This window comes from Candidatus Villigracilis proximus (assembly GCF_016717045.1).
Lineage (GTDB): Bacteria > Chloroflexota > Anaerolineae > Anaerolineales > Villigracilaceae > Villigracilis > Villigracilis proximus.
In genome coordinates this window covers 80530-105658 of record NZ_JADJUO010000007.1, presented here as the reverse complement: position 1 = coordinate 105658, position 25129 = coordinate 80530, and the positions used below count along the sequence as shown (strand labels likewise).

Annotated in this window: 27 protein-coding genes and 2 pseudogenes; 3 read left to right on the top strand and 26 right to left on the bottom strand. The window is 49.1% G+C overall.

The window, feature by feature from the left end; translation table 11 throughout:
* Positions 1–3: 3 nt before the first annotated feature.
* From IPL71_RS09020 to IPL71_RS08945, 18 genes and pseudogenes are all read right to left on the bottom strand, one after another.
* On the bottom strand, positions 4–330 hold the full coding sequence (locus IPL71_RS09020; RefSeq protein ID WP_345320869.1) for a HepT-like ribonuclease domain-containing protein: 327 nt from the start codon (positions 328–330) through the stop codon (positions 4–6).
* Positions 331–560: 230 nt separating this feature from the next.
* Positions 561–1169, bottom strand: a complete 609-nt coding sequence (locus IPL71_RS09015; RefSeq protein ID WP_345320867.1) for a DHHA2 domain-containing protein — start codon at positions 1167–1169, stop codon at positions 561–563.
* Entirely contained in the window at positions 1136–1903 is a 768-nt protein-coding gene (locus IPL71_RS09010; protein WP_345320865.1) for a DHH family phosphoesterase, read from the bottom strand. Before IPL71_RS09010 ends, IPL71_RS09015 begins: the two co-directional genes overlap by 34 nt.
* 137 nt (positions 1904–2040) lie before the next feature.
* On the bottom strand, positions 2041–2799 hold the full coding sequence (locus tag IPL71_RS09005) for an HD domain-containing phosphohydrolase (RefSeq protein WP_345320863.1): 759 nt from the start codon (positions 2797–2799) through the stop codon (positions 2041–2043).
* A complete protein-coding gene (locus tag IPL71_RS25870; protein ID WP_514130761.1) occupies positions 2796–2888 on the bottom strand; it encodes a PAS domain-containing protein in 93 nt (30 codons plus the stop codon). Before IPL71_RS25870 ends, IPL71_RS09005 begins: the two co-directional genes overlap by 4 nt.
* Before the next feature lie 87 nt (positions 2889–2975).
* A pseudogene (locus tag IPL71_RS25865) lies at positions 2976–3618 on the bottom strand (histidine kinase N-terminal 7TM domain-containing protein); the annotation flags it as partial.
* A gap of 76 nt (positions 3619–3694) precedes the next feature.
* Positions 3695–6394, bottom strand: a complete 2700-nt coding sequence (locus IPL71_RS08995; protein ID WP_345320859.1) for a molybdopterin-dependent oxidoreductase — start codon at positions 6392–6394, stop codon at positions 3695–3697.
* Positions 6395–6425: 31 nt separating this feature from the next.
* Complete coding sequence (locus IPL71_RS08990; RefSeq protein ID WP_345320857.1) at positions 6426–6683, bottom strand: (2Fe-2S)-binding protein; 258 nt, start codon at positions 6681–6683, stop codon at positions 6426–6428.
* Between the two features lie 84 nt (positions 6684–6767).
* On the bottom strand, positions 6768–9680 hold the full coding sequence (locus IPL71_RS08985; protein ID WP_345320855.1) for an insulinase family protein: 2913 nt from the start codon (positions 9678–9680) through the stop codon (positions 6768–6770).
* Positions 9681–9742: 62 nt separating this feature from the next.
* Positions 9743–10695: pseudogene (locus IPL71_RS08980) on the bottom strand (site-specific DNA-methyltransferase).
* A 7-nt stretch (positions 10696–10702) separates the two neighbouring features.
* Entirely contained in the window at positions 10703–10831 is a 129-nt protein-coding gene (locus IPL71_RS25860; RefSeq protein WP_514130760.1) for a hypothetical protein, read from the bottom strand.
* Positions 10832–11182: 351 nt separating this feature from the next.
* Positions 11183–11929 carry an FAD binding domain-containing protein gene (locus IPL71_RS08975; protein ID WP_345320853.1) on the bottom strand — a complete coding sequence of 249 codons (747 nt, stop codon included), beginning with the start codon at positions 11927–11929 and terminating at the stop codon, positions 11183–11185.
* A gap of 93 nt (positions 11930–12022) precedes the next feature.
* Complete coding sequence (locus IPL71_RS08970; protein ID WP_345320851.1) at positions 12023–12424, bottom strand: LysM peptidoglycan-binding domain-containing protein; 402 nt, start codon at positions 12422–12424, stop codon at positions 12023–12025.
* Positions 12425–12512: 88 nt separating this feature from the next.
* Entirely contained in the window at positions 12513–13553 is a 1041-nt protein-coding gene (locus IPL71_RS08965; RefSeq protein ID WP_345320849.1) for a hypothetical protein, read from the bottom strand.
* A 131-nt stretch (positions 13554–13684) separates the two neighbouring features.
* Positions 13685–13879 carry a hypothetical protein gene (locus IPL71_RS08960; RefSeq protein ID WP_345320848.1) on the bottom strand — a complete coding sequence of 65 codons (195 nt, stop codon included), beginning with the start codon at positions 13877–13879 and terminating at the stop codon, positions 13685–13687.
* 363 nt (positions 13880–14242) lie between these two features.
* Positions 14243–14845, bottom strand: coding sequence for a trimeric intracellular cation channel family protein (locus IPL71_RS08955; RefSeq protein WP_345320847.1), 603 nt, complete (start codon positions 14843–14845; stop codon positions 14243–14245).
* Between the two features lie 6 nt (positions 14846–14851).
* On the bottom strand, positions 14852–15307 hold the full coding sequence (locus IPL71_RS08950) for a hypothetical protein (protein ID WP_345320845.1): 456 nt from the start codon (positions 15305–15307) through the stop codon (positions 14852–14854).
* Positions 15308–15334: 27 nt separating this feature from the next.
* A complete protein-coding gene (locus tag IPL71_RS08945; protein ID WP_345320843.1) occupies positions 15335–15814 on the bottom strand; it encodes a PaaI family thioesterase in 480 nt (159 codons plus the stop codon).
* Between the two features lie 22 nt (positions 15815–15836).
* Here IPL71_RS08945 and IPL71_RS08940 point away from each other — a divergent pair, with 22 nt between their 5' ends.
* From IPL71_RS08940 to IPL71_RS08930, 3 genes are all read left to right on the top strand, one after another.
* Entirely contained in the window at positions 15837–16832 is a 996-nt protein-coding gene (locus tag IPL71_RS08940) for a 2-hydroxyacid dehydrogenase (protein WP_345320841.1), read from the top strand.
* A gap of 226 nt (positions 16833–17058) precedes the next feature.
* A complete protein-coding gene (locus tag IPL71_RS08935) occupies positions 17059–17748 on the top strand; it encodes an MFS transporter (RefSeq protein WP_514130758.1) in 690 nt (229 codons plus the stop codon).
* Positions 17703–18290, top strand: coding sequence for an MFS transporter (locus IPL71_RS08930; RefSeq protein ID WP_514130759.1), 588 nt, complete (start codon positions 17703–17705; stop codon positions 18288–18290). The genes IPL71_RS08935 and IPL71_RS08930 overlap by 46 nt, the downstream gene beginning before the upstream one ends.
* Before the next feature lie 96 nt (positions 18291–18386).
* Here the strand turns inward: IPL71_RS08930 and IPL71_RS08925 are convergent, their stop codons facing one another.
* From IPL71_RS08925 to ssnA, 8 genes are all read right to left on the bottom strand, one after another.
* The gene (locus IPL71_RS08925; protein WP_345320838.1) at positions 18387–19385 is read right to left on the bottom strand and encodes an LLM class flavin-dependent oxidoreductase; all 999 of its coding nucleotides are present in this window, start codon (positions 19383–19385) and stop codon (positions 18387–18389) included.
* Between the two features lie 74 nt (positions 19386–19459).
* Positions 19460–20068, bottom strand: a complete 609-nt coding sequence (cofC, locus tag IPL71_RS08920; protein WP_345320836.1) for a 2-phospho-L-lactate guanylyltransferase — start codon at positions 20066–20068, stop codon at positions 19460–19462.
* Between the two features lie 2 nt (positions 20069–20070).
* Positions 20071–21030 carry a 2-phospho-L-lactate transferase gene (gene cofD, locus IPL71_RS08915; protein ID WP_345320834.1) on the bottom strand — a complete coding sequence of 320 codons (960 nt, stop codon included), beginning with the start codon at positions 21028–21030 and terminating at the stop codon, positions 20071–20073.
* Positions 21031–21092: 62 nt separating this feature from the next.
* Positions 21093–21713: a nitroreductase family protein gene (locus IPL71_RS08910; RefSeq protein ID WP_345320832.1), complete on the bottom strand. Its 621-nt coding sequence runs from the start codon at positions 21711–21713 to the stop codon at positions 21093–21095.
* Positions 21700–22092, bottom strand: coding sequence for a TIGR03618 family F420-dependent PPOX class oxidoreductase (locus tag IPL71_RS08905; RefSeq protein WP_345320831.1), 393 nt, complete (start codon positions 22090–22092; stop codon positions 21700–21702). Before IPL71_RS08905 ends, IPL71_RS08910 begins: the two co-directional genes overlap by 14 nt.
* A gap of 78 nt (positions 22093–22170) precedes the next feature.
* Positions 22171–22938: a coenzyme F420-0:L-glutamate ligase gene (cofE, locus tag IPL71_RS08900; RefSeq protein ID WP_345320830.1), complete on the bottom strand. Its 768-nt coding sequence runs from the start codon at positions 22936–22938 to the stop codon at positions 22171–22173.
* A gap of 23 nt (positions 22939–22961) precedes the next feature.
* The gene (npdG, locus tag IPL71_RS08895; RefSeq protein WP_345320828.1) at positions 22962–23636 is read right to left on the bottom strand and encodes an NADPH-dependent F420 reductase; all 675 of its coding nucleotides are present in this window, start codon (positions 23634–23636) and stop codon (positions 22962–22964) included.
* Positions 23637–23779: 143 nt separating this feature from the next.
* Positions 23780–25129, bottom strand: a complete 1350-nt coding sequence (gene ssnA, locus IPL71_RS08890) for a putative aminohydrolase SsnA (protein ID WP_345320826.1) — start codon at positions 25127–25129, stop codon at positions 23780–23782.

Here is a 25129-nt window from a genome sequence, read left to right as displayed (position 1 = left end):
CGCTTATAAAAGTTTTTTGATGGCCTGTTTGTGAAGAGGAAGGTCGTCCTGGACGGTGTTCCAAACATTGACGAGATTGATGTTGAAACTTTCAGGGATGATCTTTTTGCGCAGGCCTGTCATGTTGGCCCATTGCAATTTGGGATGTTCATTCTGAAATTCTACAGAGATGCAACTGGCTGCTTCTCCGATCAATTCGATCTGATGCACAACGGCGTCTTGTACCATGGCGCGGGAAAGGAATTCACTTTCAGACATGCCTCTGGTGTAACGGTCGATCTGTTCCATGGCGGCGAATATGTGATTTAAATATACGGTATCATCGCTCATAAATGGTCGCCTTGTCTTTGTTAAAGCATGTATTGGGGGAGTTTTTGTTCATCAGTTCCTTGCGAATAATCATACATCCATTTTACCGTAATAACCGCATCGTGACGGATGGGGTATTGCGCCTTTTCGTTTAATGATGCTATTAAGTCTTCGACCCGCCGGAAACATGGATTTATCCACGTTTCCGGCGGTCAATAGTTGAAAATCTATAGGATTGCAGGAGGCTATTGTTAGCGTTCGAGCAAGCCCAACACGGCGGGTAGGAGTTGTTTCTTTCTCGACACTACTCCTTCAGCATCACGTGTGCCGTCTGCGAGGGGCGGGTAGGGCAGGTCGTTCAGGACGGTCGGTGAGTTGGCTGTCACTAACAGGCGGCTTGTGCCGCGTACAACGTCTGTGACCAGCAGCATGGCGAAGTCAAGTCCGCGTTTATCGCGCAGGTCGTTGAGCGCGTTTTGAAGCGGTTCAAGGTGTTCGGTGAGTTGCAGGATGTCTGTCACCTCGGCCTGGGCGACTGCAAATTTATATCCGCCGCCTTCGAAGGGTTTGATGTCTGTGCTGACGACATCTTTGGGGTCACGGTTGGAAAGGCCTGCGCCGGCACTGAGCACTGCTTTGCCGTAGGTTTCAATGGTTTCGCCTTTGAGTGGACTTCCACCAACAAAGGCCCAGCGGGATAGCCGCTCGGCTGCGACCTTGTCGCGCTGTGTGGTGGTGGGAGATGTCAGGATGAGCGTATCAGATACCAGTCCAGCAAGAAGCGTTCCGGCTAGTGCCGGGGGCATGGAGAGTCCGGCTTCGGCTGTCATCTCTGCCACGAGGGTGGATGTCGATCCCACGATATCCACAGTGAAACGAATCGGTTGGTGCGTGTATGGATTACCGAGGCGGTGATGATCCAATATTTCAGCAGTTCGGCTTCTTCGAGCGCGGCAATGGCCTGACGCGGTTCATTATGATCAACGAGGATGATCTTGATGCGCGGCGGATTGAGAACTTCGCGTTGATTTGCGATGCCAACATACATGCCGTGTTCGTCAACGACCCAGTAATCATTGAATTCATCTCTGAGAATTTTATTGAGCGAATCGCGGATGTGCGCGCTGGATGCATATTTGGGGACATTGATCTCGGCTGCATCCTGACATTTTGCTGACATCATTTCGCGCACGGTGGTGTCGCCGGGACGCGGGCCAAGAGTGTCACTGAAATACCTAAAGAGACTCATGCCATTGATAATGCCGAATGGCTTGCCATCTTCGCTGACGACGGGGGCGATGCCGCCTGTTTTACTGGCGAGTGTCCATGCGAGACCGAGTTGAGAATCGGGGCGGATGGTATCGAGGCGGCGCATGACTGATTCAAAGCGCGGAGAGGCGTCTGTCAACAGGATGGGGGCTTCAATGCCAAGAGTCTTGAGTACATACGAGGTTTGTTGGTTAAGCGCACCAGCGCGTGCCGCAATGGCGTTAATCCCATCGCGTTCGCGCAGGAGCCAGGCATAGCCCATTGCCGAGGCAATGGAATCAGTATCGGGGTTAACGTGTCCTATAACATAAATTTGATCGGGCATTTTATTTTCCAGTTCAGAGTGAAATTTACAATAATTTATTGTGTTGAATTATATCTCGCCTTTTTCGATCAGTCGTAAAAATATATTAATGATGACCGGGTCAAAGTGTTTGCCTGATTCTTCAACAAAGTACTCGATTATTTTTCGCGCGGCCAGGCTTGATTGTATGAGCGGTTTGAGCCAAGCGCATCCCAGACATCCGCGACGGCAAATATGCGCGCGGCGAGGGGAATGTCGTTTCCTTTCAAGCCCTGCGGATAGCCGGTGCCGTCCCATTTTTCGTGATGCGAATACGGAATCTCCAGTGCTTTTTTCAGGAACGGGATCGGAGAGAGTAGTTTGTAGGCGGTATCAGGATGTTCTTTGATAATTTCGCGTTCCTCGTTTGTTAGTTTGCCGGGCTTATGCAGGATCTCGTCCGGGATGCTCATTTTTCCGATGTCGTGCAAAATTGCGCCGCGGCGGATATGTTCCAGGTCTTCTTCCGAAATGTTCATTGCATAGGCAATCTTTAATGTGATTTCAGTGACACGGCGTGAATGACCTTCTGTTTCCTTATCTCGCAGTTCGAGCGCGCGCGCCCAGCCTTCCAGGGTTGTGTCGTAGGCTTCTGCCAGCTCCCAGGTGCGGGCGCGGACGCGGTCTTCCAATTCTGAGTTGAGTTTGCGCAGTTCGCGTTCGAGTTCCTTTTGGGCGGTGATGTCGTGCGAAATGTAGATGCGGCCTGTCATTTCTTTGCGCTCATCGTAAAGCGGCCAAACGGTTAACTCGTAGTAGACGTTAACGCCGCCAACAACAAAGGTGGCTTCGGCGCGCGCGTAGGAGACCTGTATATTGTTTGATTGGAATTGGGAAATCTGCGAATATTTCTTTGGCAGACTCACCAATAACATCATCTGAATTTTTTTCCAAGCAGGGCAAGCATGGATGTGTTTGCATCCACGATCATATTTTTATTATCCAGAATGACCACGGGTTCAACCATGGCTTCAAAAACCTTATCGCGTCCGATGGGGGTGATTTCGAAAATACGAAAACGAAAAAATCCCCAAAACATAATCAGGTTTCCAATTGCGCCAGTAAATGGAGTTGAGGCATATTGCGGAAAGATACGAATATCCAGCAGCGGCAGAATTGTGCCAAAAACAGAGAAAAAAAGTCCAGCTGTGATAAGCAGTGTTTGTATCCGGTAGAAGTTGTGATGTTGAATAATGCGCTGTATTAGCAGATATAACATCCATACGCTCAGCATATATGTAAACAGCGTAGCCATACATGATTGGTGTGCTGTCGTATGTTAGTTGAGAGAAATATGTCAGCGGGATGATCTTTGGAGCTTGATGTATCCAATCAAAAAAAATGTTGCCAATCAATGCTCCACATAAGAAAATCGGGGCAATGAGCACGATCCTAAAGAACAACTTTGAGTTGCGCAGTTTGTGTTCTGTATATTGAATTACAAAAATTGGCAGTGTTATGCCGATAATAATATAAGCAAACCATTGCAGACTGTCTAAAAATAGCTTGGTGGAAATGTCTGAGCTGATAAGTCCCAGGATAAAACTTACAATCCACAGCACCTGTCCGATCATATACCATGAAAATGCAACCGCCCCTTGCGCGCTGTGTCTGTTCCATGCGTAAAATAAAACACCAAGCGAGAGTGCAAGGGCTGCAAAATATGGAATGAGATAGATAAGTTCGCCGCGGGTCATATCGAGACTCTATTTTACCTGCCTCAGTGAAAAATCAGTGACAGTCATTTTAAAATGGCTGTCACTGATTTTGTCTTTATTTTTGGAGGGCGCGCCACACTTTTTCAGGAGTGACAGGGTTATCGTCCACGTTGATGCCAACAGCATCGAGGATGGCATTGCCGACGGCGGGCGCGACTCCGTCCATGGGAATCTCTGCGACAGCTTTTACGCCAAATGGATGACTCGGTTCGAACGTCTCGACGAAAATGGTTTCCAGTTCTGGCATCTCGTCAGCGCGGAAGATGTGATACCGGTCAAAGTCGCGTTCAATGGCGCGGCCTTTGTCGTCATAACGCATCTCTTCGCAGACGGCATAGCCGAGGGCCTGAGTCATACCGCCTTCGATCTGACCTGAAGCAGTGAGCGGATTAATAATGATACCCGAATCAACCGCCATCACAAGCTTGTCCACTGTGACCTGACCAGTTTCCATATCGACGGTGACTTCGGCAAACTGAGCCGCGAAAGGCGGCGGCGACACGGGTGAGACATAACTCGCCACGCCCATGATCTGTTCCTGATTATTCTTGTGCAGCGAATCCAATGCGATCTCGGTCATGGATACTGATCTTCCATCAGGAGCAATGGCCTGACGATTTTCCAGTTTGATGTCTTCGTGCTTATCGAGATTCAACATCATCGCCGCGCGGACTCTGATTCTTTCCGCGACGATCTTGGCCGCGTTGACAGCCGCCGTGCCGGAAATATAAGTTGTGGAGGAAGCATACGCGCCTTTGTCAAATGGCGTGAAATCTGTATCAGATGAATAGCAGATCATATCTTCAAGCGGCACGCCCAAAACTTCCGCGGCCATTTGCGCGAGGACAGTGTCCGAGCCGGTGCCCAGATCGGTTGCGCCTACCAATAAATTAAACGAACCATCGTCATTCATCTTGATCGAAGCGCCGCCCATATCGAGATACGGAATGGCCGTGCCTTGCATCACCATGGCGACGCCAATCCCACGGCGTAACTTACCTTCTTTCTTCTTTCCTCTTTCCTTGTTATCGAAAGAAGAAAGAGAGAAAGAACGCCATTCCTCATTCCCAAACTTATCGTCCCAGCCGATTGCGGCGCGGCCTTGCGCTACACATTGCTCAAGCCCAACGGTGTGGATGATCTCTGGGCGCGGCTCTCTGCCTTCGTTCCAGGCTACTGAAAATGGATGATATTCACCAGCGTGAATCGCATTCTTCAAGCGGAAGTCAATTGGGTCGAGTCCCATGGCGCGTGCCATCTTTTCCATGTGACGGTCCAGCGGCCAGTAGCCTTGCGGCACGCCATAACCACGGAAGGCGCCGGCGGGCGGGGTGTTGGTGTAAACAATATCGGCATAAAAGCGGATATTTGGCGCTTTGCGATATTCACCATCGCCAACATATAAAGCCATTGCCTTGTGACCAGTGTTGCCGGTGACGGTCAATGCGTGCGCGCCGTTGGCTCCTGTATCTGACAGCGCGTACATTTCATTGGCTGTGATCGTGCCGTCTTTCTTGACGCCGGTCTTCATTTTGATTCGCATCGGGTGACGTGAGCGTGCGGTGATGAATTCCTCTTCGCGTGTGTATTCGTACATCACAGGCTGTTTTGTGGCAATCGTCAAATGCGCGGCCACATCTTCCATTAAGACTTCCTGTTTGCCGCCGAAGCCGCCGCCAATGCGCGGTTTGATCACGCGGATTCTCTTTACGGGTAGTCCCAGCACGGGCGCCATCATTCTGCGGACGTGGAACGGAACTTGTGTGGAGGTACGAATCACGAGGCGGTCATCTTCGTCCCAATAGGTGACGACGACATGCGGTTCAATATGTGCCTGTTGTACTTTGGGCACTTCATAAAATGCTTCAAAGACAATATCTGCTTCGGCGAATCCTTTTTCCACATCGCCAATGTCAATGCGGATTTCTGCTGCCAGATTTTTTGCGGGATTTGAATCTGCAAAATTTACATACTCAGGTTCATCATGAATGCGGATGGAGCTTGTCATGGATTCACGTGAGTCTAAAATTGCGGGCAGAATTTCATAATCCACTTCGATCAGCGAGAGGGCTTTTTCTGCGATCTCTGCGGTCTCTGCGGCCACAAAGGCCACGCGGTCGCCGACAAATCTCACTTTGTTATCAAGCGAAAATGTATCCAATGGGCCGGGGATCGGGTCTGATTGTCCGGCGGTGGAATATACGACACGTGGAATATCTTTCCATGTTAATACGGCAGCCACGCCTTCGAGGGCTTTGGCTTTGCTGGTGTCGATTTTTTTAATAAGTGCGTGCGCGTGTGGTGAATGTAAAACTTTGGCGTGCAACAGTCCGCGTTTTTCAAAATCAGCGGTGAAGGCTGGTTTGCCTTGTACAAGTTTCACGGCGTCCACTTTGATTTCGGGCTTGCCGACTGTTTGCCAGGTTTTCGATTCGGGAGCTAAAACTACTTTTGGCCGAACCTGCACACCGGTCAGGTTTGATGCGGGGGCGTCATTTTGAGGAGAGTCATCTTGGGGCGTTCCGAAATCCCAATTAATGGAATTCCAATCCAGCGGCGTATCGCCCCTTATTTCCGCAGCAGCTTTTAACACGGCCTGCACGGGTTTGAGGTAGCCGGTGCAGCGACAGAGCACACCCGAGATCGCCTCGCGGACTTCCGCCTCGCTGGGATTCGGATTCTTCTCAAGCAAGGATTTCGCGGCGAGGATTTGCGCCGGCGTGCAGTAGCCGCATTGGATCGCGCCGGTTTCCACGAAAGCCTTTGCAGCGGATGTAGCCCATCGGTTAACTTCCAGCCTTGTTCTGGGTGCTCGCCGAGGCTTCGATCGTGGCGATGTTGTGACCTTCGGCCTGCGCGGCAAGCAGTGACCCTGCGTTGACGGGCTTGCCTTCCAACAAAACGGTATCTGAGCCTGAGAGCCCGCCTTCATCGCCAAACTTCACACCGTGAAAGCCAAGTCCGCGCAGAGCGGTGAGCAGCGTGGTGGATGGGGCGGTGTCAATGTTGTGATCTGTGCCGTTGATTTTTAGGGTGATGTTCATGTTGCTCCTTAATCGTCAAAGGTCGAAAGTCGAAGGTCGGAGTCAGGTTTTGACTTTTGCCCTTCGACTTTCAACGTCTTTTTGTTATAGAACTTTCGTCACTTTCAAACCGGCTTTCGCGCCTTCAATTGCAGCCTGTGAACCGATGACGGCCACCGCTTCAGATTTTGTGGCTTTCTCCAACACTTCACCGAAGGAGATAAAGTCTTCGCCGTTGGTGGAGAGAATTTGCTCGCGTTCCTTTTGCAGCATTTCATCGGTGCGGCCAGTGAGATAACGCATCATGGATGTGTAGCCTTTGGCGTCGGGAAGTTGATAACCGTCACGGTCACCGATGGCGCCGATGATGGCCTTGGTCAATTCGTTGTCGTTCAAAGAGGAGGCATCGAGATTTTTCAGGAAGCCAGCGGAGTTGTCGTAGTTTTCAAGTGTTGAATCGAGATTGGGGTCGCGATACGAAAGGAAGGAGAACACGCCCGAGTTGCTGTCGAAGACACAGAAGCCGCCATACGCGCCGCCCTGCACGCGGATTTTTTCCCACAGGTGCGTCATGCGTAAGTAGCCTGTGATCACTTCTGCGGACGCATCGAATTCATAACCGAGATCATATAGATTCGCGGCCTTGGCCACATAGTTGACCTGAGCCGGAATGGTCAGACCTTCCTTTTGAATTACAGCCTCGGCGTTGAACGCTGAAAGTTCGGCGCTCTTTTCTGGCAGGGCAAAAATGAAATTCTCAAAATGCGGTCTGAAGGTTTTCCAGTTTGCGGCATCGAGAGTCACATTGCAGATCAATGAACCGCTGTTGATCAAAGCACTGCGCATGTCTTCAAATTGCTTTAAGACCTTCGGCCATTTTTTATCAATGTCATTGGCAAGTTCGCGCAAGGCGAAGAGGTGACCAATTCCGCTCATCTGATCGTTGACCCAGCCCGCGCCGCCAAATTGAGCACGGACTCTCTGGTTGGCGTAGATATGTCCGCTGGGGATGAGGGAGGATTCGAGGCCTGATTTTTCTTCAAGCACGATCTGCTTGAGGCGTTCGCGGTTGTCAAAGTTTGTATTAAGCAGAATATCTTTCAGAATATTCAATAACTCATGCGACTGACTCATGGTGGCTTTGCCGCGCATGAATAATTTGCTGACGTTTTCCTTCGTCCCGCGGACCGTGGTGCTGACCGCGTTGCCGTAGATTCCGCCTGTGCTTTTGCCGATCCGCTGTGAGAGTTTGACGTAATCTTCTTTATCAGTGCCCATTTCCAAAAGGGCGCGGGCGAAGATCTCTGTCAACGGGAGGTATTCGGTTGGCAGCGTGTGCAGATCAAAGCCGAGGTCAAGATAGACAATGCCGTTCGTGAACAGGTCATGATACAGCACAGGTGTTTCCTGGATCTGTATCTTCTCAATCGGAAGAGTCTTATTTTCTCTGTCCAGATCCTGTAATTTCAAGAATGGCAGAGTCGCCAGCGCTTCGGCGGTATCTGGTGTTTCCTGTCTGATCTTGAGTTTCTTTGTATCTTCTACCAGTTGCGCGATCTGACTTTCGCTCATCGATTCGCGGATGGCGGCCAGTCGGGCTTTCTCATCTTCGTCGAAACGGCGGGCAAGCTCGGGGTCGGGGGTGAGGCGCAACGTCGTACGGTGCGGGTTATCCAGCAGGTGAGTCTTGATCAATTTTTCAAAATAACGCGCATCGGTTGCGAGTTGATTTTTGATTTCATTGAGTGAAGATTCAAACCCGAGCAGTTTGAACACATCTTCATCATCGTAGATCCATGTGGTTAACACGCGGCGCATGAGCGCGATTCCGCGCGGATAGGAACCTGTGTTATTTTCGCGCAGACGGAACTCGGTGGTGTTGAGCCCGGCGGCGACCATATCAGGGTCAATGCCATCACGGACGAGTGTTTCGAGGGTGTCGAGAATTAATTTCTCGATCTTCTTTGCGCTGCGGGTGCGGGTGCCTTTTAATCCGGTTGAAAAAATGATCTGACGCAGTTCAGTCTCAAGTCCAACGCCGGCCAGGTCTTCGCCGAGACCCGAATCAAGCAATGCTTTCTTCAACGGCGAAGCAGGTGTGCCGATCAAAATATAGCCAAGGATTCGCAAACTTAAATTCAAGACTGGTTCTGTAGTTGCAGGCAGCACCCAGTTGACGGTCAGATAATTTTTCTTTTCAATATCTTCATCATTGCCGGCATCATAAGCATATTCAACTTTCTTGGCGCGTTTGAACGGTTTGGCAAGCGGCACCGCTGATTTAACTTTTTGTTTCTTATACGGCTTAAGATACGCCTCCATTAATTTCAGACGCTGATCTGGGTCATCATTTCCATAAAAATAAATGAACGAATTCGATGGGTGATAATACGTTTCGTGGAAGGCTTTGAAATTCGCATAAGTCAGATCAGGGATATAACGCGGGTCACCGCCGGAGTCCACGCCGTAGATGTGTTTGGGGAAAAGTGATTCAATAATTCGCGTTTCAAGCACGCCGTCAGGTGACGAGTACGCGCCTTTCATTTCATTGAAGACCACGCCTTTGTAAGTCAACGGTTCGGAAACATCATTGATCTCGTAATGCCAGCCTTCCTGCATTAAAGTCTGTTCGCTCATCAACGGGTGCAGAACTGCATCCACATACACATCGATCAAATTATAAAAATCCTGCACGTTCTGGCTCGCTACCGGATAACAGGTTTTATCGGGGAATGTAAACGCATTTACAAAAGTCGCCAGTGAACCTTTCAATAATTCCACGAACGGTTCTTTCACCGGATATTTTTCAGAACCATTTAAAACCGAATGTTCAAGAATATGCGCCACGCCGGTTGAATCTTTTGGGATGGTGCGGAAGTTGATCCCAAAGACTTTATTTTCATCATCATTAATTACCGAAAGCAAACGGGCGCCCGTGCGCTTATGCACATACAACCGCGCCACTGAATTCAATTCGGGAATATTTTTTTCTTCAACTAAATTAAATGATTTGGACATTTTTTCTCCTGTGCGTTTGTCTAAGGTCGAAAGTCAAAGGTCGAAGGTCTGGTATTCATCCTTCATCCTTTATCTTTCATCCTTATCTTTTCTCTCAATTCATCGATCACTTTCAACTTTCCATCTTCTTTATATAACCACATATCCCAGCCATTCACGGCCCCGCCTGCCAGCGCCTTCGCCAGCGAATGGATCGATCCCTCTTGCTCTTTATATTTTAAATGCGCATTCGAAAGAATTACAACGCGAATGGATTTATCTTCCTTAAAGTACAGTTTCTGCCCTGGAGCCAAAAGCCCCGCCTCAAGCAGCGCACCAAACCGCACCCGGGCCTGATTCCGCTTTTCGGGCAGAGTCAGTGCTTCATCAGGTGACTTCTTAACTGCGTCAATGCGCTTCTGCGCGACCTTTACATATTTCTTGTCACGCTCAATGCCAATATATTTTCGTCCTAATTTCTTTGCCACCGCGCCCGTTGTCCCGCTCCCAAAGAACGGATCGAGAACCACATCTCCAATATTACTGCTCGACATCATCACTCGATACAGCAATGACTCAGGCTTCTGTGTGGGGTGCGCCTTTAGTCCATTAGACTTGATTCTCTCTTTGCCGGTCGCCAGCGGAAGCACCCAGTCAGACCGCATTTGCAGGTCATCATTTAACGCCTTCATTGAGTGATGATTAAAAGTGTAGTGCGCGCCTTTTTTCTTTTGCGCCCAGATCATGGTCTCATGTGCATTCGTAAATCTCACACCGCGAAAATTCGGCATGGGATTGGTCTTGAGCCAGATGATGTCATTCAGAATCCAGTAATCCATGCTGCGAAGCTGCTGAATTTGTCCCATTGGTTGTTGACCGCGTCCACCTTGCTTAAGTCAGGACGGAACAGGTCATTTTGTAGCTGCAAATTATAAGGCGGGTCGGCAAATACCAAATCCACCGAGTTCTCAGGGAGCGAATTGAGAATCTCGATGCAATTGCCTTGCAGGATCTGGTTAAGGGGGAGCACGGTCATTCTTCGGTTATTTTTTATACGGTAGTTTTTCCATCTCAACGACGTTTTGAAGTTGTTCATATTCAGGATCTTTGTGAATCAAGATCGCATTATGTTGAGTGGCGATTGCGGCAATGACCGAGTCTGCAAGAGACAGGCTGTGTGCTGATTTGATCCGAGCCGCGTTGAGTAAGAGCGCTTCATCCCTTCCCCAGATATTTCTGCATCAGTTTTAGCCTTCTTCGCCAAGTTCACGCTGGAAATATAAACAATTTCCAAAATGGAGAGCCAGGAAGATGATGGATCCTAAAAATCTCTAACGCGCTCGGCACCTTCCTCTTGTTCAATAAAAGCCATTAATGCAGATGTATCCAGCACAAAGGATTTATCCGCCATTTTCTTTCTTCCTGTACTTCGCGTCATCCGGGCTGCCTTCCAGGCAGGGTTGCCCCTTCCCCCGCCTCCGAAAAACAATTTATTTTACAAGACAAATAAGAAAAATACAAGTTTACTGTTTCGCTTGAAATCCTTCGAAGCATCTCTTTGCCAGCACTGCGGCAACGTCCATGCGATATTCAGCGGATGCCCATTCGTCCTTGGCTTCGTGGTAGGCGTTGCGGGCGGCGGAATCAAGCCCTTCGGCTTCGGTGCCGTCCATCGCCAGCATGGGACTTTTACCATAGCCGCCAAGTGCCAAGCGCGTGCGGCCTGAGTTCCATTGTGAGAGGGCGGCGGCGATCAGTGGTTTATCAGCGGGAGTCTTTGAGACGAATTCAAATGCAAATTTTGTATTGAGCGGAATTGTGATCGAGGTGATAAGTCCGCGTGGACGTAGAGGTAAAAATTCGCCGATACTGACCACTGATGACTGTTCACTAGTCACTGTCATCTTCGCATCAAGTGCTAATAATGAAGTTGCAAACGGTGAGCGCCCGTCACCACTGACGAGAGTCCCGGCTACGGTGGCCGAGTTGCGGATGTTGATCAGGGCTTCAAGTTTGATGGCGATTTTCAAGGCTTCGGGGCAGCTTTCGTTTTCAAGTAATGCTTGTAGCGTGGCTGTTGCGCCAATCTCAAGGTCGTTGCCTTTTTTTGTTAGGGAGTCCAAGCCCAAAGCTTGAAGATCAACCACTTGGACAGAATCAACTGTCGGCTGGGAGAGAAGCGTCCCTCCTCCGAGTGGAAATGTATTGGGTTGAGTCAAAAGTTTCAGGGCTTCGTCTAGAGTCTGTGGGCGGTGATATGTCGTAATCATGTTATCTCCAGTTTTGAAGAAATGTCTGACAATATTATACTCTTGAAAAAAATGCCCCGATTTTCTGGGCCATTTTTTTCAAAAATTTTTTGACTATTGAATAACTTCGATTTCTGGTGATAGGTATTCATCCTTCAAGGCTTGGACAAGGATTTCAACCAGATTTCCATTACGGTCGTGACCTGTGAAACGCCACATGGGTTGGAGGTAGCTACTCCTAATGAATGGAGAGGGAGAGGTTGCAAAGCGTGGATCGGAAATAAAATATACCAGTTCTGCTTTTTCGATGATGATATTCGCATTGGCTTCGTTAGCGTCATTGCCATTCATCAAATTAGGCATATTGGCTGCCTCTTCTGGGCTGACGCCAGGAATGGTGATCGTTCTCCCAACCATGACTGAGGTGACCTCGCTGATGTTGTTGGCCTGCATCAGGATTTTAGTGCTGATATTGAATTTTTTATCTATAGAATCATAAGTGTCTCCCGGTTGCATGGTGTACCATAATTTTCCTGTTTCGTCGGTAAATAATGGCACAAATGTCGGAATCGGCGTGGGTAGAGGATGGAAGCGCCAGTGAAATTCAGTTTATATAAATTGGGATTGCCGCTGCTGACAATACTGTGATTTTTTGATCGGTAGGATAATACGAGATTACCTTCCACTCAAATGACCCGTCAGATAGTAGGAAACCGCTAGTCACAACTTCTCCATTAACTGCTTCATTATCGATATTCATCTCAAGAATAATTTTGGGTAAATCCTTTGGGGTGTCGGTTAAGATGTAAGTGTTGCCATTGCTGTTATCGGTTATCACTAATTGGCTTTTTTCTGTGTATAGAGGGTTTTGAGTGTAGATTGGCGCGGCCCCAGATATTTTCCAGTCTTTAACAATGAATTTGCGAATGCCATTGACAGATTGAAATTGCCCATTTGTAATAACAAGTGTGTGTGCAGCTATTTTTTCCATCCCTGCAGTATTTCCGCCTAATGCGTATTCATCAATGGCTAGGAAGGGCAGATTTCCTGTATCTGCTGGGTTGTTGACAGTGACATAACCGTAGATGGATATTTTCTGGTTGTCTGGGTATGTTCGTTGCCAGGTTTGGTAATTAACAGGATCAGCTGATTGTATACTTATCAACGTGCCGGCTTGTGATTCGAGCATGAATTGAAAGGCTTCTCCTGCTGAACGAATAGGGAACTTTCCGAACAGGTCGGTGGAATATAAAATGCCATTGACGCTGAAAACCTTGTTTTTGCTGTCAATTTCAATCAGAAGTCCGGCGGGGAGTTGGCGGCTATATAGGATTGGCATTCCATCCAACAGAGAGATGATATTGAAACTTCTCTTGTTCCTGTAGTTTCGCTCGATTCTATACTCAAAGTTAAAGCCGTGAGAGGTCATGAAATCATCAATGATGATGCGGGCTTGTTCATCGCTGATATTTTCCGTATTTGAGTTTTCTTTGCCATAATCGGAATAATATGCAAAGTAATTATCTGACCCTACATAAATCCGTGGCCCTCCGGCAGTTACAAAATAACTGGCAAGTATTCCGCGCATTTGATTGGGCGCAAGATAGATATCGCCTTGTATTCCGAATTTTTCTGCCAATGCCAATACTGACTCGTCGGTATTGGGCTGCTCAGCCGCCAGATATACACCAACCTCCGCTGGAGATTCTGGCAGGGGTGTTTTAGATAAAGAGTTGTCCCGCCCATGTTGTAGGTCTTTCGCCTGGCGCGGGTGTGTTAAGAATTTGGCGCGGGTGTTATGTGAACAATTTCAGTCAGGGATATTTCAGCATTTGGATAGGATATATTTTCGGTTACAGGTTGTGGCGCAGGCATGATGGTGCGAATGATCCAGATGAAGATCAATGCTATGGCGATGAATCCAATTGCCCAACCTATAATGTTTGTAGTTTTTTTCTGATGAGCGTTCATTGTTTTCCTCCATTTTTTGAAAGGCAGATGGTTTTGGAAGCCAATCTGGATCGCTGATTCGCTAATTGGTCACTTGCCAGATTTGGGCTGGTGATGTGAAGCGCCGTTTCAATCTGGACCTCGGGCTTGATTCCCACTATCTTATAAGTATAAGCTATCACAGATATCTGCGCTTGCGCGGCGCATGTGTTAACACTGATAACAGGGGTATGACGAAGCTCCTTTTATTAAAAATCCATTCCCGCCTTTTTTGTCTGTAGTTAAATTCGAAAACCGATCATTTTTTGGGTTTGGTAGATTGGAAAACGCAAAATAATACCCTTGTATATATTGCAGCGGGAGGTAAAAAATTAACAAGGAATTTTACGGCCCGGGGAGAATCATCTTAAAACGCACGGCGGCGAGACGCAGCGTAAAAATAGTTGCTGCGCCAATTGCGGCGGCGGGCAGAGACGTGAGATTAAAAGAGACGAGCGCAACAAATACACAGGTACCGATGAAGGAGCAAGTGGCATAGAGTTCGGTGCTTTGACGGAAAACATTTGGGATGCGGTTGCAGAGCAGATCACGCAGCACACCGCCGAAGATGCCGGTCACCACGCCCATTAAGATTGCCACAATCGGAGAGAGACCAAGTTGGAGTGTGTAGGTTGCGCCGAGAATGCTGAATACACCAAGTCCGATCGCATCGGCCACAGTTAATAATCGGTTTGAGACGCGGTCAAGGCGATAGAAAGACAGAGCACCAACTATAAAAGTAACAATTGTCAGCCACGGGTCCACGACCCAGAAAACAGGCGTGCGCCCAAGCAATAGATCACGCATGGTGCCGCCGCCAAAAGCGTTGACAAATGCGATCGTGGTCGCCCCCACAATATCCATTTGATGTTTGCGCGCTTCCAATGCGCCGGAAACAGCCGAAGCGATGACTGCAATATATGTCAGGATAACCAGAATCTTATCCAATGAAATTTAATATCCTCTTCTTGAAACTCTTATTTTCTGCATAACCGGTAAAAATACCCCAACAACGATCAATAATAAAAATGCGCCAATGCCAACGCCCGGCATCCAGTTTGTGGCAGGGTTTGAGAATAGCGGTGTTGCAGTTGGCGTAAATGTAATGGTACTGGTTGCTGAAGGTATAGTTGCGGTTGCAGTAACGGTTGCGGTTGATGTAAATGTGGGCGTGTAGGTCGGCGTTGCCGTGGATGTTGATGTTGAAGTAGGTGACAGAGTCAACGTGGGCGGAATGGGTGTTGGTGTGCGTTTTTTTACAACTTCAGTTTCTTCAATTGGAATTGGCGTGCATGGATTCCCCGCCGGATCAGCGCATTGCGCCTGAACGTTTTTTTGCGGCAGCCCGATTATCGCCGTGGTTATTAATACACCAAACAATACGAATAAAAATAACAATATTTTTTTCACGCTTGATCTCCCGTTCCACGCCGCACATTATTCATCTGGATAAACCTTCCAGCCCAACTCTTCAAGTTGGGATACATCAAGTTTTTCTTTCGGCACGTTAATATGAATGGCAGTACCTTCAGCCAGCAGTTCTTCAGTTTCTGAGTCGTAAATGCCGGCCCATGCTTCTGCCAGATTTCGTTTTGTGTTTCCCGCCCTGCCAACGATCTTTAACATTTTTCCGATCGGCACATTTCTGCGATACTTCACTTCCAATTTTCCCGTAAACATAAAACGCGGATTTAGCGGATCGCTGCCCATGTGAGCGCGCCCCGAAATTTCGTCAATGATCGCAGCCACAATTCCGCCATGCAGCACACCCGGATAGCCTTGAAAATGCTCAGGTGCAATATATTTACTTTCAACAACACCCGGCTCGGTTTCGTAAATGTGTAAATGTAGGCCGACTGGATTTTCCAAACCGCAGATAAAACAATGACGTGAATTTGGTTGTTTGATAGAGGACATGCGTGGGATTATACTCTGGCGTATGACAAAGCCGACTGTATTTATTACCCGCATCATTCCTAACCCGGGGCTGATTCTGCTCAATGAGCATTTTCCGCCCGAGGGCATTGCTCAGAGCGCGTTGGAGATATGGCCACACGACCTTCCTCCAACCCGGACGCAGCTCATCGAACACGCACGCGGCGCAGATGGTCTGCTCTGCCTGCTGACCGATAAAATTGACGGTGATCTGATGGACGCAATCGGTCCACAGCTAAAGATCATCAGCAATTTTGCAGTTGGCGTGGACAATATTGACGTATCCGCTGCCACTGCACGCGGAATTCCCGTGGGCAACACGCCCGGCGTATTAACTGACGCCACCGCCGACCAGGCCTTTGCGTTGATGATGTCTGCCGGCAGACGCATTACCGAAGCGGAAAGATTTCTGCGGGCGGGGAATTGGGTTACATGGCAGCCAAGCCTTTTACTCGGCGCAGACTTTGCTGGCGCAACTTTGGGCATTATCGGCTTTGGCAGAATTGGTCAGGCTGTAGCCAAACGCGCACAGGGATTTGACATGCGCGTGCTGTATTACAGTCCCAACGCACAGCCTGCTTATGGTGCACAATCTGTTGACCTTGATACTTTAGTGCGCGAATCCGATTTTATTTCTGTGCATGTGCCGCTCAAACCTGAAACCAGACATCTGGTTAATGCAGATTTTCTGGCAAAGATGAAACCCAATGCAGTTTTGGTTAATACCGCGCGCGGCGGTGTCTTGGATCAAACTGCTTTATATAATGCATTGAAATCCAATCAAATCTTCGCCGCCGCACTGGATGTCACTGACCCTGAACCACTGCCAATGGACAGTCCGCTTTTGGAACTGGAGAATTGTGTCATCGTACCGCATCTGGGTAGCGCCAGTAAAAAGACCCGTGATATGATGTCGCTCCTTGCCGCGCAGAATTTGATCGCCGGCTTGAAAGGCGAACGTCTGCCGAATTGTGTAAATCCAGAAATATATACATCCTGAGCGGAGCCGCATGTTCTTTGTGGCGAAGCCGAACTGCATCCTGAGCGGAGCCGCATGTTCTTTGTGGCGAAGCCGAACTGCATCCTGAGCGGAGCCGCATGTTCTTTGTGGCGAAGCCGAACTGCATCCTGAGCGGAGCCACATGTTCTTTGTGGCGAAGCCGAAGGACTGAGGGAGCCAACTGTTTTTGTGGCGGGGTAGTTCTAGTTTTAATAATAGGAGAAAAATGTTTAGGAAGATAACTAGTACTTACAACGAATTTCCACGAACCTATTGGGTGGTGGCGGGCACACATTTTATTGACGTGATCGGAAACACCTTACTCATGCCGTTTTTTGCCTTGTACGTCACACAAAAATTTGACGTCGGTATGACACAAGCCGGTATTTTGCTTGCTACAAATTCAGCCGCAGGACTGGTGGGAAGCACCATCGGCGGCGCAATGGCAGATCGCTTTGGCAGACGCGGTATTATTTTGTTCGGACTCATCGTCAGCGCCTTAAGTGGACTCACCCTCGGCTTTGTGGATAAATTCTATATGTTCTACGGCTTGTCGATTTTTGTGGGATTAATGGGCAGTGCTGCACATCCCGCACATCAAGCCATGATTGCAGATATTCTTCCACCTGAAAAACGCGCCGAAGGTTATGGGTTGATGCGCGTGATTTCGAATTTTGCTTGGATCATTGGTCCAACCATTGGCGGCTTTCTTGCGGCCTACAATTTTCTGTATCTCTTCTTAAGCGATGCTCTTATCAGCAGTATCACGGCTCTTCTCGTTTTCGTTTATTGCCCGAAACCAAACCGCAGCCGAAAGAGAAGACTGAACATGAATCTTTATGGCAAACACTCAGCGGGTATCGTGTCGCCATTTTTGATTTTCCCTATCTTGCTTTTATCTTTGCTTCGATTTTGATGATCCTTGTATATCAACAAATGTACAGTTCCCTGTCTGTTTATTTGCGGGATGTGCATCAAGTTGACCCGCAATTTTACGGGTTGATCATGTCGTCCAGTGCGGTGACTGTGGTCATCTTCCAGTTTGCAGTCACACGGATTATCAAGAGATATCCTCCATTTTTGATGATGGCCGCTGCGACATTTTTCTATATGATCGGCTTCACGATGTATGGGTTTGTAGCCACCATTCCGCTGTTTATTGTAGCAATGATAATTATCACGATTGGTGAAATGATCGGCATGCCGACCAGCAATGTGCTGGCCGCATCCTTTGCACCCGAGGAAATGCGTGCCCGCTATATGGCAGTCTTCGGTTTGGTGTGGGCTGTCCCTTCGATGATCGGTCCCTGGGCAGCAGGTTTGATCTTTGACAATTATGATCCTAACTATGTCTGGTATATCGGTGGTATGTTGTGTGTGATCGCCATCATTGCATTTTATGGCCTACACATAAAACTTGGCGCACGAGAGAAGTTTCAACGGGTTGAAGAAATCTAGAGCGCAGACTGGAGCGCGGACTTCAGTCCGCATCCGTGCTACCAACAAAAAAGCACCCCGTGAATTTGCTCTTCACGGGGTGCTTGATTCTGATGTTTAGCTTTGTGCAAACGTATCGATCAATAACTTGAAATTTCCGCCAACGGGATACAAAATGGGACAAGTACATCCGCGCTTGACGTATTCTGCTACTTTGGCGCGTGCTTCTGCCGGAGTACCGGAAGCCGTGATCTTGTGGACTAATTCATCTGGTACAAAATGCTTGGCCTTGTTGATCTGTTCCTTTGTGGCCGGCCAGCCCAAAGTGGCTTGAATGTTATTTATGACTTCCGCTGAAACATTAGAGGCCTTGGCAATATGCGGCTGCTGCGCCAGATATTGGCAAAGCAATTCCTTTGTATATTCAATCGCTTTGTCGTGATCTTCATCCACCGAGCAGACGATCAACTGCGGACGGTCAATATCGGCCAATGTGCGGCCTGATTTCTTCGCACCTTTTTCGAGCAGTTCAACTGCTCTGTCGTTGTATTCAGGAGCCACGCAGTAATTCATCACACAGCCGTCTGAGATCTCGCCGGTCATTTCCATCATCAAGTCACCTGTGGCGCCGATCATGATCGGGATATTACGCGGTTCACGGCGGCCGTGGACTACGTCCAGTTCAATGTTATCTACGTGGTGAAACTCTCCATGAAAGGTGACGCGTTCCATATTAAGCAGGCGGCGCATTACTTCAACAGTTTCGCGCATGGCGAGCAGGGGCTTTCTGCGGTCAATGCCCACGTTCTTGGCTAGCGGATCCCACCAGGCACCTATCCCGCAGATAATGCGATTCGGAGCAAGATCATCCAACGTTAAGAAAGTGGCGGCTAGTAATCCAATGTTGCGGGTCCAGTTGTTGATCACGCCTGATCCCACTTTGATCTTTTGGGTCACTGCGGCGTAGGCGGCCATCGGTACAATGGCATCGCGTACCAAACGACTCTCGGCTTGCCAGATGGCTTCAAAGCCTTTTTCTTCAGCGTATTTTGCGTAATCCAATCCATCACGCAGGTCGTGCGAATCTTGCAGATAAAGTGCAACACGTTCGGTCATGGCATTCTCCTTGAAATAAAATTTGCCACGGAACTCTCAGAATAAAAATTCTGCGAACTCTGTGGCTAATTAATTTACAACTTCATACCTTCTATCTTGCGTACCATTTCCAAATCTTCCGGCAGATCAAGATCAAGTCCCAGAGATGGAATTTCAACGATCTCCAAACGCGCGCCTGCTTTGATCGTGCGGTCGCAGTGTCTTTGAAATGAACCTTCGCCGAAATCATATTCGATCGTTCCTGCGGGAATCATTAATAAGGCGTTCGTGCCTTTCCCATGCCTGTCGGGTGCAATGACAACTACGGGCGGTTTTACGGCACGGTCAACCAATGCGAGCACATCATCACGAGTGAGCAGCGGCAGGTCGGCGGGCAGAACCAGCACGCCGCGTGTAGCATGGACTTGCGCCACAACGGTGGCACGCGTCAGTGCTGTATTTAAATGTGATTGACCATCTTCCTGTACGGTTTTTGCGCCGTGATTGCGGGCAATGGTCAACGCTTGCGGGTCACGGCTTACCACCAACACTTGATCCAATTCTTTTACAGTGGAAAGTGTTTTGAGCGTGCGCTCCAATAGTTCCTGATTTAATACCGTTCTTTCATCTTCCGTTAGTGCTCCAGACAAACGCGACTTTCCTCGTCGCAAGGGTTTTACAGGCACGATAGCCCAAATGGTCATGGTTACATACTCCCGATAAAGTTTAGCACATCCGTCGCCAATCGGGCGCGATCTGTAAGGTTATTCATAAGTGTATCAGTTACCAAAGTTTTTGTATTAATTTCTTCTGATAAATGCGCATCCACAGTATCCAACACAAATCCGCTGAGTAAGGTTCGATAGTGTTTCGCTACGGCCAGCGCCGAAGGCTCAATGCCCAGTTCTTCATACATTTTTGCGGCAGGCCCCTTGACCGTCTTTCCGCCAATGATCGGTGAAACTGCGATGACCGGTTTATTTATTTTTTGGATGACGCGCAGAATCGGATCGACACTGACCCAGGGATTCGACGGGCAAATGACAATCGCATCCGCTGATTCAAGCGCTTCGCGCGCCCCGATAGCTGGCCCAGCGACTTCGACTCCGTCGAACCGAAAGCCTTTGACTCTCGGCTTGCATTGTCTGTGAACAAAGTATTCCTGAAAAGCCAGTTCGCCTTCGTCAGTATCCACCATTGTCCGCACAGGCGAATCGGTCATCGGCAGGGCTGTGTGTTTGATTCCCCACGCAGCACAAAAATCTTTTGTGACCTGTGTCAACGTTTGGCCTTCTTTGAGTCTGCGGGTTCTTTCGATATGTGTACCGAAATCCTGATCTCCAAGGCGGAACCAGTTTGGTCCGCCAAGCTTTTCAATATTTGCGATCGTATTCCAGGTTTCGTTGACGCGTCCCCAGCCTGTTTCGGGGTTGGCGAGCCCGGCGAGGGTGTAGCAAACCGTATCAAGGTCGGGGCAAATATATAAGCCCAGATGTTCAAAATCATCGCCGGTGTTGACGATAACGGTCAGGTCTTCGGGGGGAAGGATTTGGGCGAGTCCGTGCGCAAGTTTCGCGCCGCCGACCCCGCCCGCGAGGGCGACAATTCGACGGTGGACAGTGGACGATGGACGATGGGTGGTGTCTGTATTTTTCGTAGATGTCATATAAGGATTATTTTTTCACTAATTGATTTTAGGGATTCACAGTGGGAAGGCATGAAGATGGTCTATCGTCCGCCGTCTACGGTCACTGTAATTTCACGCATATCTTTTCTTTCTCTCGCCTGTGGAATTTCAACTGGATAGCCTAAAAAATACATGGCTTGCGGCTCCCATGCCAGCGGCAAATTGAGGGCGCTGCGGACTGTCTCCTGTGCAAACAGAGGACTACATACCCAGACTCCGCCTAACCCTTCGGCGTGCGCGGCGAGCAGCAATAACATGCCCGCATTTGCCGCGGATTGGGTTGCCATGATGTATTCCGCTTTTTTACGGCGTTCATCGGGATACGTATCCATTTCGCTCATATCCACATTTAAGATGACAACCACAGGAGCTTCAATAATTCTCTCGCGTGAACGCGTAACCTTTTTTTCTATCTCGTCGGGAGCAAGAGAATCGGCTTCGAGGTCGTGCTGGAAATCTTTTGCCATGATGTCTGCCAGATTGGTCTTGGCAGAGTCATCTGTCAGCACGGCGAATCTCCAGGGTTGACGGTGATGTGCGGAGGAGGCAAATGTGGCAGTGGTGAGAATGCGTTCGATAACCGGATCAGGTATCGGGTCCGGTTTGAAGCGGCGGATCGAGCGGCGAGTCCGCAGGAAGGTATGGAGATCAGTGGCTGTCAAAGTGAGTTGGTTTAATTTTGAAGATGATCCGCTTTTGTCCTGCGCGGTATTTCCACGGTTCATTATCATATTTTAACGCGAGTTGGTTGATGTGTTCATCTGCACCTTGTGTGGTGTGTTCCACAATCTCGCCGCGAACTTGAATATAACGGTATGGTGTTTGCGGGTCTTGAATGACGAGGGCAACTTTTGGGCGGGCTTTCATGTTGCGGTCTTTGGTGCGTCCTTCATTGGTGTTGATGAGGATGTAATCCTCGTCCGCGTTAAACCATATCGGTGTGACTTGCGGCGAACCATCGGGCATTGTGGTTGCAAGAAAGAGATAGGCTTTTGTTTCGTCTTTGAGGAGGTCAAGATATTCTTGCGGAAAGTTTTTCATTGTGTCTCATTTTTTATTTGTGTATTTGATAACCTACACTGGATTTTGCAAAGATACCAGAAAAACATTGGAATTATATTAGCGGAACATATCCTGAGATTTGGGCCGGATGATTTCCTGCAATGAGCCTTCGCGTAATGGATAAGGGAAGCCGCGCACAAGCACAGCGGGCTTGCCTTCGGCGGCCTGTCCCATCATCAGGGATGCGGCGGCGGCGAGTTCATCGGCCACGCCGACAACTGTGATCTTGAGTGTGTAGCCAAAGAGGTCTTTCCAGCCGCGCTCATCGATCAAGGCGGGAAGTCCGCTTAAGCCGATGCAGATTCCAACCGTGCCGTTTCGCCAGGCGCGGCCATGCGAGTCGATGATCATCACGCCAATGTCTTTCCCTGTTTTTTGTTTGATCTGCTCACGGATGTTGCGCGCGGATTGGTCAGGGTCTTCTGGCAGGAGCAAAACAAATTCCTGATTTTCATTTCCACTGCCGGCCACATTGGAATGGTCAATGCCGGCGTTGGCGCACACAAAGCCAAGTTTATGTTCGACAATGATCGTTCCCACCCGCACACGGACAACTTCATTGCTTTCCTGAAGCATGAGTTCAACCACGCGCGGGTCTTTGTCTGCTTTTTGAGCAAGTTCAATGGCTTGTGACGAAGGTGTGACCGTGGTGATATCCACCATGCGGCCTTCGCTTTTGCTGATGATCTTTTGTGCAATGACGAGAATATCATAGTTCTCAAGTTGAGCGCCCGATGCGTGCAGGGAATCAACAAGAATATCCGCCAAGTTGTCATCTTGGCGGATGAGTGGAATGTTTTGAAGTGGAGTTATGGTAAGCGACATGACAACAATTGAGCACTAAACGTTTAACGTTCAACGCCCGTGATCTTGATCCCCGCATGGGTTGAGCCATATTTTTTGTTGATGCCAATTAATATGCTGGTCATGCCTTCGATGACAACAGAATTTTCGATCGGGCCGGCATCCCAACCGTGCAGACCTGCGGCTTCGACCAGTTTGATGGTTTCGGCGCGAGCATCCTTGCTTGTGCCTGTGACCAGCACATCACATTCAACATCCGCGTTGTCAAGCAGGTGTTCGTGTGAAATATTTTGGAATGCGGCACACACCTGCACGTCGTCACCAAGAATTTGCTTTGCTTCCTGTGCCGCGGAACCTGCGGATGGCATTTGCACCATGGCAACTTTCGGCGGGACAAGCGGCACAGTGACATCCACTAGAATCTTTCCCTTGAGTTCATCTTTGACGGATTCCAATGTGTCGCGATGTGCGGAATATGGAACGGTTAACACTGCGATATGCGCTTCATGCGCCGCCTCAAGATTGCCCATCCCTTCGACAGAGATTCCATCCCCAAGCATTTCCTTAATCTCATTTGCCGCAGCGACAGCTTTTTCCGCACTGCGTGAACCAATATATACGCGGTATCCTGCGCGCGCCCAGCGGAACGCGAGTCCCTTGCCTTCCTTGCCTGTTCCACCCAGTACAGCGATGGATAGTAATAATGATGAATCGTTCATGTGACTCCGGTAAATTAATGTATCTAAGGTGTTTGAGGTTTCTGATGTATCTGATGCGCTTGCTTGTATCTGAGTTTACTTGGTTAACATCAAGACCCTTAGAAACCTCATAAACCTCATAAACCTCAGATGCCTCACAAACTTCAGCTCTTTGCTACTTCTTCTTCGTACTTCTTCCAAATGCGCGGTGCAACTTCGAGGGCGCGGGCGGCAATCTCTTTTTCATCGAGAGTTAGCAATTCACGGTCTTTCATCAAGACTTTGCCAGCCGCGATGGTGGTGGTGACCATGCTTTGCTGGAAACCGAAGATGATATGCCAGGGCAGGTTGCCGTCGGTCATTGGCGTGTATGGAGAATAATCCACAAAGATCAGGTCGGCGAATGCGCCTTCTGTGATCTGCCCGATCGGCGCGGCGGGGAAGAATTGATTCGCGAGTGCGGCGTTATTGTAAACGGCCATTTGCGTCACATCGTATCCGCCCATGCGGCGCGGGTCGCGATGTTCTGATTTATGTAAAAGATAAGCGGTCTTCCACTCTTCCCACATGGCGTTGGAGAAACCGTCATTGCCCAGACAAACTTTAATTCCCATGCGCATCATCGATTCGATCTGTGCCACACCCACGCCATTGTTCATGTTCGAGCGTGGTTGATGGGTAAGCCATGTGCCGGTCTCTTTTAGAATTTCCATTTCACGCGCATCAAAATGGACGCCGTGTGCGGCGATGGTGTTGGGGCCGAGAATGTTATGCTTGAGCAAACGGTCAACCACGCGCATTTCGCTTTTCGCGAGGCTGTCATACTCATCCGACTCATGCTCGGCAGTATGGACGTGAAAGCCCGTCCCTTCAGGAACGGCGGCGCGGCAGGCCTGCAAGGTAATGCCCGAAAGCGTCAGGCTGGCGTGCAGGCCGAATGTCCCAGCGAGGCGCGGATGCGGGTTGGCTGCCAGGCGTTTCAGGAAGCGCACATTCTCGTTGATTCCGCTGTTTGCTTTTTCTGTGCCGTCGCGGTCAGTCACTTCATAACACAGCACGCCGCGCAATCCGCTTTTATCCACGGCATCTGCGATGAGATCAAGTGAACCGTCAATATAATTTGGAGAAGCATGATGATCGATCAGAGTCGTCGTGCCATGCTTGATCGCATCGACTAAACAGACCAGCGCCGATAAGCGGATACCTTCCGCATCAAGCGAACGGTCAAGCGGCCACCACAACTTTTGCAGGATCTCAGGGAAGTCTTTTGGAGCAGGCCCGGGGATGGCGAGTCCGCGTGCGAACGCGCCGTAAAAATGCGTGTGCGCGCAAATGTTGCCCGGCATTACATATTGTCCACGCGCATCGAGAGTCTTTGCTTTGGGATATTTTGCGGTGAGCGCCTTGGTGGTCCCAATTTCCTTGATGCGGTCACTCTCGATGTAGATCGCGTAATTTTGCAGAATCCGATTTTTGGATTCCCAGGTGATGATATTTGCGTTGGTAATTAACAT

Bases quoted from the DNA above. Each gene is read 5' to 3' on its own strand.
- IPL71_RS08940 (WP_345320841.1), top strand. From the start codon at position 15,837: ATGACAAAGCCGACTGTATTTATTACCCGCATCATTCCTAACCCGGGG.
- IPL71_RS09010 (WP_345320865.1), bottom strand. From the start codon at position 1,903: ATGCCCGATCAAATTTATGTTATAGGACACGTTAACCCCGATACTGAT.
- ssnA (WP_345320826.1), bottom strand. From the start codon at position 25,129: ATGTTAATTACCAACGCAAATATCATCACCTGGGAATCCAAAAATCGG.
- IPL71_RS08935 (WP_514130758.1), top strand. From the start codon at position 17,059: ATGTTTAGGAAGATAACTAGTACTTACAACGAATTTCCACGAACCTAT.
- IPL71_RS08985 (WP_345320855.1), bottom strand. From the start codon at position 9,680: ATGTCCAAATCATTTAATTTAGTTGAAGAAAAAAATATTCCCGAATTG.
- IPL71_RS08945 (WP_345320843.1), bottom strand. From the start codon at position 15,814: ATGTCCTCTATCAAACAACCAAATTCACGTCATTGTTTTATCTGCGGT.
- cofC (WP_345320836.1), bottom strand. From the start codon at position 20,068: ATGACCATTTGGGCTATCGTGCCTGTAAAACCCTTGCGACGAGGAAAG.
- cofE (WP_345320830.1), bottom strand. From the start codon at position 22,938: ATGTCGCTTACCATAACTCCACTTCAAAACATTCCACTCATCCGCCAA.
- IPL71_RS08960 (WP_345320848.1), bottom strand. From the start codon at position 13,879: ATGAACGCTCATCAGAAAAAAACTACAAACATTATAGGTTGGGCAATT.
- npdG (WP_345320828.1), bottom strand. From the start codon at position 23,636: ATGAACGATTCATCATTATTACTATCCATCGCTGTACTGGGTGGAACA.
- IPL71_RS08905 (WP_345320831.1), bottom strand. From the start codon at position 22,092: ATGAAAAACTTTCCGCAAGAATATCTTGACCTCCTCAAAGACGAAACA.
- IPL71_RS08975 (WP_345320853.1), bottom strand. From the start codon at position 11,929: ATGATTACGACATATCACCGCCCACAGACTCTAGACGAAGCCCTGAAA.
- cofD (WP_345320834.1), bottom strand. From the start codon at position 21,030: ATGACATCTACGAAAAATACAGACACCACCCATCGTCCATCGTCCACT.
- IPL71_RS09020 (WP_345320869.1), bottom strand. From the start codon at position 330: ATGAGCGATGATACCGTATATTTAAATCACATATTCGCCGCCATGGAA.
- IPL71_RS09005 (WP_345320863.1), bottom strand. From the start codon at position 2,799: ATGATGTTATTGGTGAGTCTGCCAAAGAAATATTCGCAGATTTCCCAA.
- IPL71_RS25870 (WP_514130761.1), bottom strand. From the start codon at position 2,888: ATGGTTGAACCCGTGGTCATTCTGGATAATAAAAATATGATCGTGGAT.
- IPL71_RS08990 (WP_345320857.1), bottom strand. From the start codon at position 6,683: ATGAACATCACCCTAAAAATCAACGGCACAGATCACAACATTGACACC.
- IPL71_RS08970 (WP_345320851.1), bottom strand. From the start codon at position 12,424: ATGCAACCGGGAGACACTTATGATTCTATAGATAAAAAATTCAATATC.
- IPL71_RS08925 (WP_345320838.1), bottom strand. From the start codon at position 19,385: ATGACCGAACGTGTTGCACTTTATCTGCAAGATTCGCACGACCTGCGT.